This is a genomic window from Bradyrhizobium sp., assembly GCF_030646015.1.
Classification (GTDB): Bacteria; Pseudomonadota; Alphaproteobacteria; order Rhizobiales; family Xanthobacteraceae; genus Bradyrhizobium.
In genome coordinates, this window is the sequence record NZ_JAUSLT010000106.1 from 16,022 (window position 1) to 30,478 (window position 14,457).

General features: G+C 61.0%; 14 protein-coding genes and 1 pseudogene. All 15 read right to left on the minus strand.

Going from position 1 to position 14,457, the window contains the following annotated elements:
- Position 1: 1 nt before the first annotated feature.
- Positions 2–562, minus strand: a complete 561-nt coding sequence (locus Q7T45_RS17100) for a flavin reductase family protein (protein ID WP_304872188.1) — start codon at positions 560–562, stop codon at positions 2–4.
- Between the two features lie 164 nt (positions 563–726).
- Positions 727–2,835: a S9 family peptidase gene (locus tag Q7T45_RS17105; protein ID WP_304872134.1), complete on the minus strand. Its 2,109-nt coding sequence runs from the start codon at positions 2,833–2,835 to the stop codon at positions 727–729.
- 243 nt (positions 2,836–3,078) lie between these two features.
- A complete protein-coding gene (locus Q7T45_RS17110; RefSeq protein WP_304872135.1) occupies positions 3,079–4,800 on the minus strand; it encodes an iron ABC transporter permease in 1,722 nt (573 codons plus the stop codon).
- A gap of 194 nt (positions 4,801–4,994) precedes the next feature.
- Positions 4,995–6,056: an ABC transporter substrate-binding protein gene (locus Q7T45_RS17115; protein WP_304872136.1), complete on the minus strand. Its 1,062-nt coding sequence runs from the start codon at positions 6,054–6,056 to the stop codon at positions 4,995–4,997.
- A gap of 119 nt (positions 6,057–6,175) precedes the next feature.
- The gene (locus Q7T45_RS17120) at positions 6,176–7,258 is read right to left on the minus strand and encodes an ABC transporter substrate-binding protein (protein ID WP_304872137.1); all 1,083 of its coding nucleotides are present in this window, start codon (positions 7,256–7,258) and stop codon (positions 6,176–6,178) included.
- 21 nt (positions 7,259–7,279) lie between these two features.
- Positions 7,280–8,332 (minus strand): ABC transporter ATP-binding protein, encoded by a 1,053-nt coding sequence (locus Q7T45_RS17125; protein ID WP_304872189.1) that lies wholly within the window; start codon positions 8,330–8,332, stop codon positions 7,280–7,282.
- Between the two features lie 254 nt (positions 8,333–8,586).
- On the minus strand, positions 8,587–9,291 hold the full coding sequence (locus Q7T45_RS17130; protein WP_304872138.1) for an RNA polymerase sigma factor: 705 nt from the start codon (positions 9,289–9,291) through the stop codon (positions 8,587–8,589).
- A gap of 53 nt (positions 9,292–9,344) precedes the next feature.
- A complete protein-coding gene (locus Q7T45_RS17135; RefSeq protein ID WP_370691297.1) occupies positions 9,345–9,539 on the minus strand; it encodes a DUF2177 family protein in 195 nt (64 codons plus the stop codon).
- Between the two features lie 49 nt (positions 9,540–9,588).
- Positions 9,589–9,744 (minus strand): annotated as a pseudogene (locus Q7T45_RS17140) (DUF2177 family protein); the annotation flags it as partial.
- Between the two features lie 34 nt (positions 9,745–9,778).
- Positions 9,779–10,435 (minus strand): ChrR family anti-sigma-E factor, encoded by a 657-nt coding sequence (locus Q7T45_RS17145; RefSeq protein ID WP_304872140.1) that lies wholly within the window; start codon positions 10,433–10,435, stop codon positions 9,779–9,781.
- A complete protein-coding gene (locus tag Q7T45_RS17150; protein ID WP_304872141.1) occupies positions 10,432–11,028 on the minus strand; it encodes a sigma-70 family RNA polymerase sigma factor in 597 nt (198 codons plus the stop codon). The genes Q7T45_RS17145 and Q7T45_RS17150 overlap by 4 nt, the downstream gene beginning before the upstream one ends.
- A 179-nt stretch (positions 11,029–11,207) precedes the next feature.
- Entirely contained in the window at positions 11,208–11,771 is a 564-nt protein-coding gene (gene folE, locus Q7T45_RS17155) for a GTP cyclohydrolase I FolE (protein ID WP_304872191.1), read from the minus strand.
- A 322-nt stretch (positions 11,772–12,093) separates the two neighbouring features.
- Complete coding sequence (locus Q7T45_RS17160; protein WP_304872142.1) at positions 12,094–12,456, minus strand: helix-turn-helix transcriptional regulator; 363 nt, start codon at positions 12,454–12,456, stop codon at positions 12,094–12,096.
- 82 nt (positions 12,457–12,538) lie between these two features.
- Positions 12,539–13,066: a DUF3429 domain-containing protein gene (locus Q7T45_RS17165; RefSeq protein ID WP_304872143.1), complete on the minus strand. Its 528-nt coding sequence runs from the start codon at positions 13,064–13,066 to the stop codon at positions 12,539–12,541.
- 4 nt (positions 13,067–13,070) lie between these two features.
- On the minus strand, positions 13,071–14,291 hold the full coding sequence (gene trpB / locus Q7T45_RS17170) for a tryptophan synthase subunit beta (protein WP_304872144.1): 1,221 nt from the start codon (positions 14,289–14,291) through the stop codon (positions 13,071–13,073).
- Positions 14,292–14,457 lie beyond the last annotated feature (166 nt).

Here is a 14,457-nt window from a genome sequence, read left to right on the forward strand (position 1 = left end):
CTCACAACATCTCCGGCCTGAACAGCCTGCGATATTTGCGCGTGTTGGCTCCTGATATCATGAACTCACCGTCGCCACGGTAGTGAATCGTCTTCGGAACTTTCGGCGAGGTCGCCACATGCGCCTTCACCACTTCGAAGATGAACATGTTGTATTTCCTGACCTGGCTGGCATCGACCAGCCGGCATTCGAAATTTGCGTAGCATTCGGCGATCAGCGGCGCCCGGACGTGTCTGCCGGGCTTTGGCGTCAGGCCATATTCGTCAAACTTGTCGATATCGCGCCCCGATGAATTGCCGATCTTCACCACCGTGGCGGCGATATCCGCGGCCGGAATATTGATCACGCATTGCCGGCTTTTGCGGATCATCTCGAAACTGTGGTTGGCGCTCGAGATGATGCAGCCGACCAGCGCAGGCTGAAACTCCATCGCCATGTGCCAGCCCATGGTCATGATGTTGGTCGCGCCCTTGTGCGCGGAGCTGACCAGGACGACCGGTCCCGGCTCGAGCAAGCGGCAGACGTTTTCGACGGGAAAATCGGTCTTGGTGTACTTGGGCATGGTGCGCTCCCGTGCTCGCTCGGTCATCGAAAGCTCACCTCGCCCCGCTTGCGGGGAGAGGTCGGCGCGTAGCGCCGGGTGAGGGGGACTCTCCACGAGTCTGCCTGTTGAGAGAGCCCCTCACCCCCAACCCTCTCCCCGCGAAGAGCGGGGAGAGGGAGCATCTACACCTCGCCCTTCTCCGCCATCCCCACCGCCCACAGCGCAAACGCGTAGGCGATCGCGACTTCGTCGAGCCGGTCGAAACGGCCGGAGGCGCCGCCGTGGCCGGCGCCCATGTTGGTGCGGAGCAGGACCGGGCCGCCTGATGTCATGGTGGCGCGCAGCCGCGCGATCCACTTCGCGGGCTCCCAATAGGTGACGCGCGGATCGGTCAGCCCGCCCATCGCCAGGATCTTCGGGTATTCCTTGGCCGCGACATTGTCGTAGGGGGAGTAGGACAGAATGGTGCGAAAATCCTTCTCGCTCTCGATCGGGTTGCCCCATTCCGGCCACTCCGGCGGCGTCAGCGGCAGGGTGTCGTCGAGCATGGTGTTGAGCACGTCGACGAACGGCACTTCGGCGACGATGCCGGCGAACAGTTCGCCGGCGCGGTTGGCAACCGCCCCCATCAGCATGCCGCCGGCGCTGCCGCCATGGCCGACGATGCGTTTTGCTCCGGTGTATTTCGCTTCGATCAGCGCGCGCGCCGACGCCGAAAAATCGTCGAACGAGTTGGTCTTCTTCTCGCGCTTGCCGTCGAGATACCAGCCCCAGCCCTTGTCGGCGCCCCCTCGGATATGCGCGATGGCATAGACAAAACCGCGATCGACCAGCGACAGCCGGTTGGCGGAAAACGACGCCGGCATCGCCATGCCATAGGAGCCGTAGCCGTACAGCAGCAGCGGGGCGGTGCCGTCGCGCTTGAGGTTTTTGGCGTGCAGGATCGAGACCGGCACCTGCGCGCCGTCATGCGCGGTCGCCATGATGCGGGTGGTGACGTAGTCGGCGGGGTTATGGCCGGACGGGATCTCCTGGCGCTTGCGCAAGATTCGGCTGCGGCTCGCCATGTCGTAGTCGTAGACTTCCGACGGCGTCGTCATCGACGAATAGGAGAAGCGCAGGTTCGTCGTCTCGAACTCGTAGCCGCCCATGGTATCCAGCGAATAGGCCGCTTCGTCGAAGGCGATGGCGTGTTCTTCCGAGGTCACGAGATCGCGGATGATGATGGCGGGCAGCGCGTTGGCGCGCTCCAGCCGCACCATGTGGCCGGCATAGAGTTCGACATCGAGGATGTAGACGCCCTCGCGATACGGGATCAGGTCGCGCCAATTGGCGCGCTCCGGCGAGTCAAGCGGTGCGGTGACGACCTTGAAGTCGATGGCGCCGCCGGCATTGGTGAGAATGAACAGCTCATTGCCGCGGTCGGCGACCGAGTATTGCACGCCTTCCTCGCGCGCCGCGATCAGCCGCGGCGGTGCGGAGGGATCGGCCAGATCGATCAGCCGCTGTTCCGACGTCTCGTGGTCGCCGCCGGCGATCACGCAGAAGCGGCCGCTCGAACTTTCATGGATATGGGTGAACCAGCCGGCATCCTTTTCTTCATAGATCAGGACGTCGTCCGCCTGCGGCGAGCCGAGGCGGTGGCGCCACACCTGCATTGGCCGGTGGTTGTCGTCGAGCTTGACGTAGAAAAACGCCTTGCTGTCCGCGCTCCACACCACCGTGCCGTCGGTCTCCTCGACGAGGTCGTCGCGGTCGGCGCCATTGGCCCAGTCACGCACGCGGATCGAAAAATATTCCGAACCCTTGATATCTGCGCTCCAGGCCTGAAGCTTGTGGTCAGGCGAATGCCGCGCGCCGCCGAACCGGAAGTATTTGTGGTCGGCCGCGAGCTTGTCGCCGTCGAGAATGATTTCGGCCTCGCCGCCGTCGCGCGGCATCCGGCCGAACATCTCGTGCTGGCCGCCCTCGCGGTATTTGCGCAAATAGGCGAAGGGACCATCCGGCGCGGGCACGCTGGAATCGTCCTCCTTGATGCGCCCGCGCATTTCCGCAACCAGCGTCTTCTGCAGGCCGGCGGTGTGGCCGAGCAGGCTTTCGGTATAGTCGTTCTCGGCTTCGAGATATTTGCGGATATCCGGGTCCAGCACCGACGGGTCGCGCAGCACCTCCTGCCAGTTGGCATCCTTCAGCCAGGCGTAATCGTCGACAATCGGGATGCCGTGGGTAGTGAAGGCATGCGGACGGCGCGGCGCCACGGGCGCCGGGTTGGATTTGTTCGACTGTGTCACTCGGTTCCTCGTTCGCCTCTGTGGGCGGCTGTTCTCAACACGCTATATCGGGTCTCGCAAGCGAATTCCCATGCTCGCGGCGGCGGGATTGTCTTACCTCTCCCATAGGGAGAGGTCGGCGCGCAGCGCCGGGTGAGGGGTTACACGCCAACGATAGACCGTACCCCCTCACCCCAGCCCTCTCCCATGGGAGAGGGGGCGCACCTTGCGCGTTGCAACAGTGCGCCATCAAATCTGACGAGTTTAGCTATTCCGCAATCTCGCCGTTGCGCCGGTCCCAAAGCCCGGGATCTGGTTGACTGCCAGCACCACCGCGAAGGTGATCACCAGCATCGCGATGCCCAGCACTGAAATCGCCGCGAGGTCGCCGCTCTCGTTGAGGTCGTAGATCAGAACCGACAGGACCTTGGTCTGCGACGTGAACAGGATGATCGCAGCCGAGAGTTCGCGCATCACGCCGATGAAGATAAAACACCAGGTCGCGATCACGCCGGTGCGCAGCAAGGGCGCGGTGATCTGGCGCAGCGACTGCAATCTGGTGGCGCCGAGGATGCGGCTGGCGTCCTCCAGCTCGGGATGGATGGTGGCGAACGCCGCCTGCAATTGCTGATAGGCCGACGGCAAATTGATGGTGAGAAACGCAATCAGCAGGATCCACAGCGTGCCGTACAGCACGAAAGGCGGCCGCGTGTAACTCAGGAACAGCCCGACGCCGAGCACGATCCCGGGCACGGCAACCGGTGCGGTGGCGAGAAAGCCGAGCAGGCGATGGCCTGTGATGGCGCGGCGCGTGGTGACATAGGCGACGACCAGCGCCAGCACGGTGCCGATGGTCGCGGTGGAGGCGCCGAGAATCACCGTGTTCTTCAGCGCCAGCTGGGTCGATGACAGTTCGGTGAAGACGAAGACGATGTTGTGCAGCGTTGCGGTGGCCGGCGTCACCAGCGTGGTCGCGTTCGGCGAGAATGCGGCGTTGAGCAGCGCGAAATAGGGCAGGAATACCGGGCTCAGCAGGATCAGCAGGCAAAATCCCAGCGCGACCCAGCGCCACCCTCCCATCTCGACGCGGCGCGGCGCGCCATATTTGCCGCCGACCACCGAATATCCGCGGCGGCCGAGGATGAATTTTTGCGCCTGCAGCAGCAGGATGGTCAGCAGCAAGAGCGGCACCGCGGCAGCTGCGGCCAATTCCAGCTTCGGCGGATACTGGAACAGGCTCCAGATTTTCGTGGTCATGGTATGGAAGCCGGCCGGCAGCGCCAGGATCGCCGGTGAGCCGAACAGGGTCATGGCCTGCAGGAAGGCGATCAGCGCGCCGGCGACGAGGGCGGGCAGCGCCAGCGGAATGGTGACGCGCCGCGCCGTGGTCCACGCCCTGCCGCCGAGGATCGCCGAGGCATCCTCGAGTTCGCCCGGCATGTTGTCGAGCGCGTTGGCCACCAGCACGAACACGAAGGGAAAGGTGTAGCAGGAGATGACGAAGATGATGCCGGTCAGCGAATAGATGTTGAACAAATGCACGCCGGCTTCCTGTCCGGTGACCAGGCGATACAGCTGGTTCAGCAACCCGCTGTTGGGCGCCGCCAGCAGTTCCCAGGCCACCGCGCCGAGGAACGGCGGCGTCACGAACGAAGCGGTGACCAACGCGCGGATGAACTGACGCCCGGGCATGTCGGTGCGCGACACCAGCCATCCCATCGGCGCGGCGATCACGCAGCAGATCAGGGCCGAACTGGTGGCGATGATGGCGGTGGTCATCAGCGGATCGAGGAAATCGGGATCCGAAAACAGCGTGACGAAGTTCTGCAGCGTGACGCGCCCGGCCTTGTCGGTGACGCTGTAGACCGCGAGCCACGACAACGGCAACACGATCAGCAGCACCAGGCACGCCGCGAACAGCGCCAGCACCGGCCTGGTCCAGTCGAACGTGCCCTTGCTGCCGTCGATGGTGGTGGTGAGGGTCATGCGTTTGTTCCGTATCTCGCAGCGCAAGCTCCCTCTCCCCGCTTGCGGGGAGAGGGTTGGGGTGAGGGGGACTCTCCGCGAGTCTGGTGCAACCGATAGTCCCCCTCACCCGCCGCGCATCTGGCGATGCGCGTCGACCTCTCCCCGCAAGCGGGGAGAGGTGAAGAGGAAGCTGCGGCGCATGGCGTCATGCGTCACACCCGAAACAGCTTCGCGTAGCGCGTCTTGATCTCTTCCGCCATCTTCTCGACGCCTGCGGCATCCTCCTTCATCAGCTTGATGTCGGAAATTTTCCGCCGGCCTGGCTTCGATTGCACCTGCGCGTGCGCCGAATACTGCGCGGTGTAGTCGGTGAAGAATTGCTGGGTCTCGCGGGTGTGCAGCCATGCCTGGAACAGCCGCGCGGCATTGGGATGCGGCGCACTAGCGAAGATGCCGGTCGGCCCCGCGATGGTCGGTGTGCCCTCGGTGGGATAGACCGGCTCGACCGGCTGGCCGGCTTCCTTCAGCAATACCACGCCATACTCGTTGCCGTCGGCCATCACGGCGCGTTCGCCGAGCGAGAGCTTTTTCGGTGGGTCGGTCGAGGACTGCACCTGCATCACGCGCTGCTTCGAGAGCTTCTCGAGGTATTCCCAGCCCAATTCACGCACGATCTGGAAGGTCGCGGTCATGATCGTGCCGCTATAGGCCGGATGACCCTTGACCATTTTGCCGGCCCATTTCGGATCAAGCAGATCCGCGAAGCTTTTCGGGGCGTCTTCGGGCTTCACCAGGCTGGTATTGTAGGCGATCGACGACAGATAGATTCGGGACGTTGCGGACATGCCGTCGGGATCGCGAAACCCGGGAAGAAAATGCTGCGCGATGTCTTCGCTCACGAACGGCGCCAGCCAATTGTCTCGCTTCCAGGTAATGAAGTGCGAGGCGTCCGAGCTGTTGATGATGTCGGCCGCGCGGATGCCCGAGCCGAATTCCTGCGCCACCCGCTGGAACAGCCGCTCCGACCCGGAGCGCTCGATCTGCACGGCCATCCCCGGATATTTCGCCTCAAAAGCTTTTCCCAGTTTCTCGCCTACGGGGAGATCCATCGACGAGTAGAACACCACCTTGCCTTCTTTTCTTGCCGCCTCGATCAGCTGTGGCGTGATGGCGACAGGCTCGGGTGCTGCGGCCCTTGCGGGGGCAGCGAACAGTGTGAGCCCAAGGGCGGCTGAGCCCTTGATGAGATCGCGTCGGGTGAGGTCATTTGGCATCGTGGTTCCCATATCTCTGACCCGTCATTGCGAGCGCAGCGAAGCAATCCAGCTTTCTTGCTGCTGCACGAAAGGTGGATTGCTTCGTCGCAAGAGCTCCTCGCAATGACGATCTCGCATCACACCCGAAAAATCTTCTGATACCTTGCCTTGATCTCTTCGCTCGCCTTCTCCGCGCCCTCAGCGTCTTCCTTCATCAGCTTGATATCGGCGAGCGGCTTGCGGCCGGCATGCTCCTTGACCTGCGCATGCAGCGAGCGCAGCCCGCCGGCATCGATCACGATCCGCTGCGCCTCAGGGGTGAAGCAGTAATTCTGGAACAGTTTTGCCGCGTTGGGATTCGGCGCCGCCTTGAAGATGCCGTTCGGCCCGACGATGAAGGGCGTGCCCTCGGCGGGATAGACCAGCTCGACCGGCTGGCCGGCCTCCTTGAGCAGCAGGACATTGTATTCGGTGCCGTCGGCCATCACGCTGCGCTCGCCCAGCGAGAGTTTCTTCGGTGGATCGGTCGCCGACTGCACCTGCATGATGTTCTGTTTCGCGAGCTTTTCGTAATATTCCCAGCCGATGTCGCGCACCATCTCGAAGGTCGCCGTCAAAATGGTGCCGCTGTAGCCGGGATGGGCCTTGACGATCTTGCCCTTCCATTTCGGGTCGAGCAGATCGGCAAAACTCTTCGGCGCATCCTCGGCCTTCACCAGTCTGGTGTTGTAGGCGATCGGGCTCAGCGTGGCGCGGAAGCCGGCATAGGTGCCGTCGGCGTCGCGGTGCTCGGGCTTGTAATGTTTCGCCACGTCCTCCGGCACGTAGGGCAGCAGCAGGCCCTGCCGCTTCCAGGACAGCAGGTGCGCGGCGTCGGACGAGTTGGCGATGTCGACGGCATGGACGTTGCTGGCATATTCCTGGCCGATGCGCTGGAATACGCGTTCGGCGCCGGTGCGCTCGACCCGCACCTCGATGCCGCCGAATTTCTCCTTGAAGGCGGCGGCGATCTTCTCGGATACCGATAGATCGATCGAGGTGTACCAGACCACCTTGCCTTCCTTCCTCGCCGCTTCGATCAGTTGCGGCGTGATGGCTTCAGCGGGCGGCGCCGCGGCGCGGGCGGGCGAGGCGAACACGGTGCCGAGCGCCAGCGCGGCCGAACCCTTGAGCGAGGCCTTGAGAATCTCGCGCCTGGAAAGCCTTTGCTTCTTCTTCATCGCGTCCTCCGTCTCGTCGTATCAGCGGCTCAGCGCCCGGCAGCGTTCCGGCGGCAGATGCAGCCAGACCTCGGCGCCCCGGGCCACGGCGTTCTCGGTCGCGGTCACCACGCGCAGGGTGGTGCCGTCAGCGGTCTCGACCATGTAGTCGCGGCTGGCGCCGAGAAAGACCTGGCGTGTCACGGTGACCTTCACCGCGTTCTGCGGATCCTGCGGCGCCTGCGTCGACAACTGGATGTCATGCTGGCGGATTGCGACGGCGCCGCTTTGGCCGGCGTTGAGCGCGGCACCCGTTACCCGCAGAGTGGCTCCGGCAAATTCGATATGGTTGCCGTCGCGGGCGGTGCCCTTGAGCACATTGCTGGCGCCGATGAAGCGCGCGACGAATTCCGATTGCGGCCGGTCGTAGATATCTTCGGGCGTGCCGAGCTGGTCGACCTTGCCGGCATTCATCACCGCGATCAAATCGGCGGTGGTCATCGCCTCGGATTGATCATGGGTGACGTAGACCGTGGTGTAGCGGTATTCGTCGTGCAGCCGCCTGATCTCGAACCGCATCTCCTCGCGCAGATTGGCGTCGAGGTTGGACAAGGGCTCGTCGAGCAGCAGCGTCTCCGGCTCGACGATCAGGGCGCGCGCCAGCGCCACGCGCTGCTGCTGTCCGCCCGACAATTCGCCGGGGTAACGCTGCGCCAGCACTTCGAGTTTCGTCGCCCGCAGGATCACGTCGAGCTTTTTGGCGATGGTGTCGCGGTCCAGTTTCCGCAAGCGAAGCCCGTAGATGATGTTCTCGGTCACCGTCATGTGCGGCCATAGCGCGTAGCTCTGGAAGATCATCGACATCTTGCGCTGCTCTGGCGGCAGCGTGCGCGCTTTCGAGGACACCAGCCGGTCGCCGACCAGGATCTCGCCGTCCGAGGGCTCGAGGAATCCGGCCAGCAGCCGCAGCGTCGTGGTCTTGCCGCAGCCGGATGGGCCGAGCAGGCAGACCAGCTGGCCATGATCGATCCGTAAGCTGACGTCATCGACGACCGCCAGCGCTCCAAATCGCTTGGTCAGGCCGCGCAAATCCACGGACGCCAATCAGAGTCCTCCCCTATCGAGTCGCGGTTATTTATCGCTGGATCAATATAAGCACGAATGCAGGGGCGGCGGGAAGGCTTGGGGTCGGATTGGTTTGAAAGCATCCGCTATGCCCGGGCAGTGGCGGTGATCTCTGAATGGGTTGCCCCGCCTCTGGCGACTCAGATCATCGGAGCCGGATATATCCGGCTTCGATCGGGAAAGGGCTGGAGTGATGGATCAAAGCCTGTTCTTTGGCCGCAACCTCACGTGGCGTGGGCACCCGCTTGGCTGACGGCGCTCATTGTCGGAACCGCCCGTGCAGATTGGTCTTTCCGCGTATCTTGCGCAGCCTGGAAGACAATCTGTTCCTGCTTTTCCATATTGCGGAGAAATGCTGCTACCTCCAACAAGGCCCTTCTTATCCAGGTCTTGACGGTATTAACAGGCACCCCGGTTCTCTTTGAGATCTGCTCCCGGCTTTCACCATGAATGTAGGCTGCGATGACAAGATCGCGTCTCATTGGATCGAGAGATTGCAAGGCTGACTGCATATTCTGTTGGTGCTTGAGCGCAGTTCGATGATCCTCCACCGCCTCGATTGCTTCAACAGCGGTGAGACCGTCACTGGGTATTTCGAGCAGTACTGAATCGTCGGAGTAACTTTCCCGCGCCGTCATCCTGATCAGGTCTATCGCCAGATTTCGGGCGATGGTGATCATCCAGGTCATCGGCGACCCGGATGATGAGCGGTATGAGTTCGCGTTCAGCCAGATGCGCACGTAAACGTCCTGGATAACCTCTTCGGCCAGATCCCAGCGCCTGACTATGAGGAGAACCGTCAAGAAGAGCTTGCCCCTGGTCGCAGTATAGAGTTCGGCAAACGCCATCTGATCTTGCATGACGGCAATTTGCGCCAACAGATATTCGAGTTGCTTCGATCCTGATGTGGCTGCGGTCATTACTTGCATGGCTTGTCCTGCCGACGAAAGGTTGAGGCCCGCTGGAGTCCAGTAACCGGGTTTCACTCGCCGGGTGGCAGTGTTCGGATTGCGCTAAAGCCCGCCAAGGCCGCGAGAGCCGTGACGAACGTCCCCCAAACCATGTCGACGAAGGTGAGCAGGAGAGGCCATCGATTTTGCGTGGCAAGATTGGTGAGGTCGTGGCTCGCGAATGCGACCAGGCGGCCCAGCATTAGGGCAAGCAATCCATCCGCCATTCCTGGCGACCGGCAGAACGGCGAATATTACAATTCCGACAACATGGATCAGGTAGAGAGCCGCCGTCGCGGCGAGGTTCGGCTTCTCCGCCAACAGCCCGCCCAGGGAGCTTCGATAGAAGCTCATGGCTCGATTGAGCCAGATGAAATCGGCGCCGAGAAAGACACCCCCTGTACCGACATATGCCATAGCGTAGCGGAGCATGGTGATTACCTGTCTTTCGTTCTCACCATGGTCACTAAATTCCGAACAGCGGTTGCAACAATCGGGCAAGCCTGCTCTTGAACCGCAGCGGAGCGTCGGTTACCGCGAGGCAGACACAGTCTTCGCCTGGGCCGGCGAAGGGCTGATGTTCGGTACGTTCGTCCGTTTCAGCGACGTCGCCGCGATACAGAATGGTATCGCGATCACACAAGCTTCCCGCAAGGACAAGGGTTAATTCGCGACCGTTGTGCCCATGAGATGGAACCGTCAGGCCCTTCTGGAAACGCAGCAATCGCGCTCGCGAACGCTTGTCCCGTGTATCGATGGCAATTTGCTGAACACGAGGCGCGAGCCATTTCCATTGCAGGCCGTCGAGGTCCCCGCCGAGATAACTTCGGAGCGGATCGGGAATTACCGCATTTGCAGAAAAACGGGACGGCTGCCTTGGCTCGGGATCCGTTACGTCGCTTCTGATTTGCGATGATATGGAAGCCATCAATGTCGGGGATACTGGTGTTGTTTCGAGAGAATCGAGCAAATAGCCGCCGAGAGAGTCAGCGGAACTGCTGCGTGCGCGACAGTGCGGACAGAGGGCAAGGTGGGTCGCAACAAGCAGGCTGGATGCCTCATCCAGAGTTCCCGCCGAGTAGCCCAGGAGGACATCATTGCTGATATGAAATCTGATTGTCACCTGCCTGCTCCGTCTTGGGCATTGAGGGTGGAGCGAATCTTGGCGAACGCCAGTCGTATCCGGGATTTCACTGTTCCAACCGGGAGACTGAGTCGACGGGAAATCTCGCCGTGCGAAAGGTTTTCATAGAAAGAAAGCATCAGGACATTTCGTTCGTTAGCAGAAAGCGAATCCATGACTTTCCGAACGTTCTCCTGCTTCTCGGTCTGTTCAATGAGACGATCGGGAGGCAGCTGGTCCTCGGGGACGAGCGCCGGATCGTTCGGATCGAATTGGGGTCGGCGCGTCCTGCGAAAACGATCGATGGCCAGATTTCTCGCGATCGTGAAGATCCAGGTTGAGGCCGATGATTTTGCCGGGTCGAATTGTTTCGCATTGCGCCAGATCGAAACCATTGCCTCTTGCGTGACTTCCTCGGCGCCGGAGGAATCGGCGCCCAGCCTCAGGCAGTAAGACTTTATGCGAGGCGCAAAGTATCGAAACAACATGTCGAATGCCGCCTCGTCTCGGTCATTTGCGACTTTTGAGATGGATTCGGCAAACTCCGATGCCTTAGGTCGCGGGTCAGCCTGCAGAATTTCTTTGGCGACCATAATGTCCTCAGACCTGCTCCGCGCCAACTTGGCTCCGTATGGCAGTTCGGCGAATCGGACAGAAAATGCAATGTCGAATGTCAGTCTCGCGAGTAGATTGTGACCGAGGTGTGCGAGCCTGTTGGCCCAGTTTGCACGCCGATGCGAGCCCTCTACAATCAAACATGTGCCAATAAAGCTCATTGTTTGGTCATGGCCAGGAATTCTTGGCGGGTTGCTGCGTTGTCGCGAAAGCAGCCAAGCATGCAGCTTGTTACCATTTCCGCTCCAACCTTGTGAACGCCCCGGCTCGACATGCAGTGATGAACAGCCTTTATCACGACTCCAACACCTTGTGGCTGCAGTACGTCCTGGACTGCGGAAGCGATCTCCGAAGTCATCCGCTCCTGGATCTGCAGCCGCTTGGCGTAGGCGTCGACAACGCGAGCCAACTTGGAGAGCCCTACGACCCGGCCGCTGGGGACGTAAGCGACCCATGCCTGGCCGACGATGGGGGCGAGATGGTGCTCGCAATGGCTTTGGAACGCTATCCCACGGAGGATGACCATTTCCTCGTAGCCGCCGGTTTCGTCGAAAGTCTTATCCAGGATCGCCAGCGGGTCCTGTTCGTAACCAGCGAAATACTCCCGGAAAGCCCGAGCGGCTCTGGACGGTGTTTCGAGCAATCCTGGGCGATCGGGGTTTTCCCCGGCCCAGCGGATAATGGTCCGGAACGCGGCCTCGGCCTCCTCGCGAGAAGGCATGCCACTGGACTGCTGGGAAAAGTCATTGATCTGGATATTCAAACCCGCGTTTCCTTCTCATTTCGCATGCTGGACTTCGAGCATCCGATAGGCGGAAGTCTTAGAAGGCGCTTGCCCTTTTGAAGAAAAGTACCCCGGTCGAGGGGCTTATCGACCGGGGCCTTGTTACCGGGGTGGGGGCGCAGCGGCGACGCTGCAGTCCCGGTAATGATCGATACGAGACCGAGCAAAAATTGGATCACAGGGAACTGAACAAATTTCCCGAGGCGCGGAAACTGTGCCAAATCTGGCCGCCGACCGCGTCCCACGAAGCAACCTCTGCTCACGATGTCGGGGAGCGACGCGCGTTGATGACCTTGTGGGAAGCTATTCTGAGGTCTAACGGGGGTGTGTTACGCGGACCAATATCGGCCATTTCGAGCACAATTCGGCAGCGATAGCCAAGCGCCCGCGCTATTCGAAGGTAATTGGTGAGAGTGACGCTCGAGGTGCCGTTCAAGTAGCGTGATACCTGACTCGGGTCTGCTCCAAGCAGAAAGCCAATCGCTTCCAGGCTCATCGGATTTGTCCGACGAAGTTCCAGGATCTCATGGATGATGGCTTCCTCATCGCGGGCGACGTCTAGCGTCAGTCGTTCGTTGGTCTCGCGATCGGCACCAGGAAAGTCTCGTGTGCGCGTTCTCATGATTGTTCTCGTCGCATCTTGAACTGTTTTACGAATTCAAGGCGGCCCCGGATCACTTGGTGGGCCGTTGCGGCGGGCCGCATCACGAAAACGTTCCCAAAAACAGTGCGGCAACTGCGCCGCACGACAGTGGCCATCTGAGCTTCGGATACCAGGCCGGGGCTTCGTGCATGCGCGAGGCTCGGATGTCCACCACCAGCATCGCGACGAATGCTGCAGCAAGGACCAGGAAGCCAATGCTGAACGGCACCAACAACGCCACCCAGGCGACGAGCGAAGGCAGGATACTCAGGGCGATCCGACGCAACAGCGTGTTATCGGTTTGAGGAACCGCACCGATCGCAAGACCCCAATGAATGCCACCCAGGAACGACAGAATTATCGCGCCATATGCCAACAGCGCGAACAACAATTGTGTTTTCAAAGCATCACGTGTGAAGAATGTCGCAAGCGAGAGCCCGGCAAAGGGGAGAATGCCGAGGCCTCCCAGCCAGGCCGCGGCTGAGGGTACGCTCGAAGCATCCGATCTGGCCGCCTCGTTCCAATTCAAGATACCCGCCCGCTCGTCCATGAAATACCGGATTGTCCGCGCCTGAAACGACAGACGCACCCGATCATCGCTTGCTATCCGCGAGATAGCTGACGATATTCGCAAGGTCCTTGTCGCCCCGCCCGCACAGGTTGATCACCATCAGATGATTGCGGGGCATTTTCGGAGCAATCTCGATTGCCTTGGCGATCGCGTGCGCGGGCTCCAGCGCAGGGATGATCCCCTCCAGCCTGGCGCAGAGTTGCAACGCGCAAATGGATTCCTCGTCGGTGGCGGAGAGATATTTCACCCGGCCAACGGAATTGAGCCATGCGTGCTCGGGACCTACGCCCGGATAATCCAGACCTGCCGAGATCGAGTGCACATCCTCGATCTGCCCATCGCCATCCATCAGGAGGTAAGTACGGTTGCCATGGAGAATCCCGGGGCGACCCTCCGCCAGCGAAGCGGCGTGTAACCCGCTGTTCAGGCCGTGACCCGCCGCCTCTACGCCATACATCATGACTTGTGTTTCATCGAGGAACGGATGGAATAAGCCTATCGCGTTGGAACCACCGCCAATACATGCAATCAGCGAATTCGGCAGCCGTCCCTCAGTCTGGATCATTTGATCCCGCGTTTCCCTGCCGATAATGCATTGGAAATCACGGACCATCAGAGGGTACGGATGGGGACCGGCCACCGTACCGATGCAATAGAAGGTATTTTCCACGTTGGTGACCCAATCGCGCAGGGCCTCGTTCATGGCGTCCTTGAGCGTCCGGGAGCCAGAGTCGACGGACCGGACATCGGCGCCGAGCATCTTCATGCGTAGGACATTGGCCTCCTGCCGCTCCACATCGACCGAGCCCATGTAGACGATACATTCGAGACCAAAACGGGCGCAGAGTGTGGCGGTAGCGACGCCGTGCATGCCGGCGCCGGTTTCAGCGATGATCCGCTTCTTGCCCATTCGCCGCGCAATCATGATCTGGCCAAGCACATTGTTCACCTTGTGAGCGCCAGTGTGATTGAGCTCATCGCGCTTGAAATAGATTTTGGCGCCCTTGAGGTGCTCGGTCATGCGCTCCGCAAAATACAGCGGGCTAGGACGGCCGATGTAATTGGTAAGATAGCTTTTCATTTCTTGCTGAAATATGGGATCCTTTCGCGCCTCGGCATAGGCAAACTCCAGCTCCAGAATCAAGGGCATCAGGGTTTCCGGCACAAAGCGGCCGCCGAACGCACCGAAGTGGCCGCGCTCGTCAGGTCCCGCACGAAAGGTCTTGGCTTGTTGGAAAGTCATGCTTTTCTCACATCAGCCGGCACAATTTGGTACCGATGTCCATCAACGGGCGCCGCCGCGCGGTGGTCATGTCGCGTCCAGAAGCTCATACGCGCGCGGACCGGAATTGGATCATTCGCAACCCCTGATCTGTCCAAGACAGGTCATTGCCACTGCTCACCAAGGC

Coding starts and splice junctions, on each gene's coding strand:
- Q7T45_RS17100 (WP_304872188.1), bottom strand. CDS start 562: ATGCCCAAGTACACCAAGACCGATTTTCCCGTCGAAAACGTCTGCCGC.
- Q7T45_RS17110 (WP_304872135.1), bottom strand. CDS start 4,800: ATGACCCTCACCACCACCATCGACGGCAGCAAGGGCACGTTCGACTGG.
- Q7T45_RS17115 (WP_304872136.1), bottom strand. CDS start 6,056: ATGCCAAATGACCTCACCCGACGCGATCTCATCAAGGGCTCAGCCGCC.
- Q7T45_RS17120 (WP_304872137.1), bottom strand. CDS start 7,258: ATGAAGAAGAAGCAAAGGCTTTCCAGGCGCGAGATTCTCAAGGCCTCG.
- Q7T45_RS17130 (WP_304872138.1), bottom strand. CDS start 9,291: ATGCAAGTAATGACCGCAGCCACATCAGGATCGAAGCAACTCGAATAT.
- Q7T45_RS17135 (WP_370691297.1), bottom strand. CDS start 9,539: ATGGCGGATGGATTGCTTGCCCTAATGCTGGGCCGCCTGGTCGCATTC.
- Q7T45_RS17150 (WP_304872141.1), bottom strand. CDS start 11,028: ATGGTCGCCAAAGAAATTCTGCAGGCTGACCCGCGACCTAAGGCATCG.
- folE (WP_304872191.1), bottom strand. CDS start 11,771: ATGCCTTCTCGCGAGGAGGCCGAGGCCGCGTTCCGGACCATTATCCGC.
- Q7T45_RS17160 (WP_304872142.1), bottom strand. CDS start 12,456: ATGAGAACGCGCACACGAGACTTTCCTGGTGCCGATCGCGAGACCAAC.
- trpB (WP_304872144.1), bottom strand. CDS start 14,291: ATGACTTTCCAACAAGCCAAGACCTTTCGTGCGGGACCTGACGAGCGC.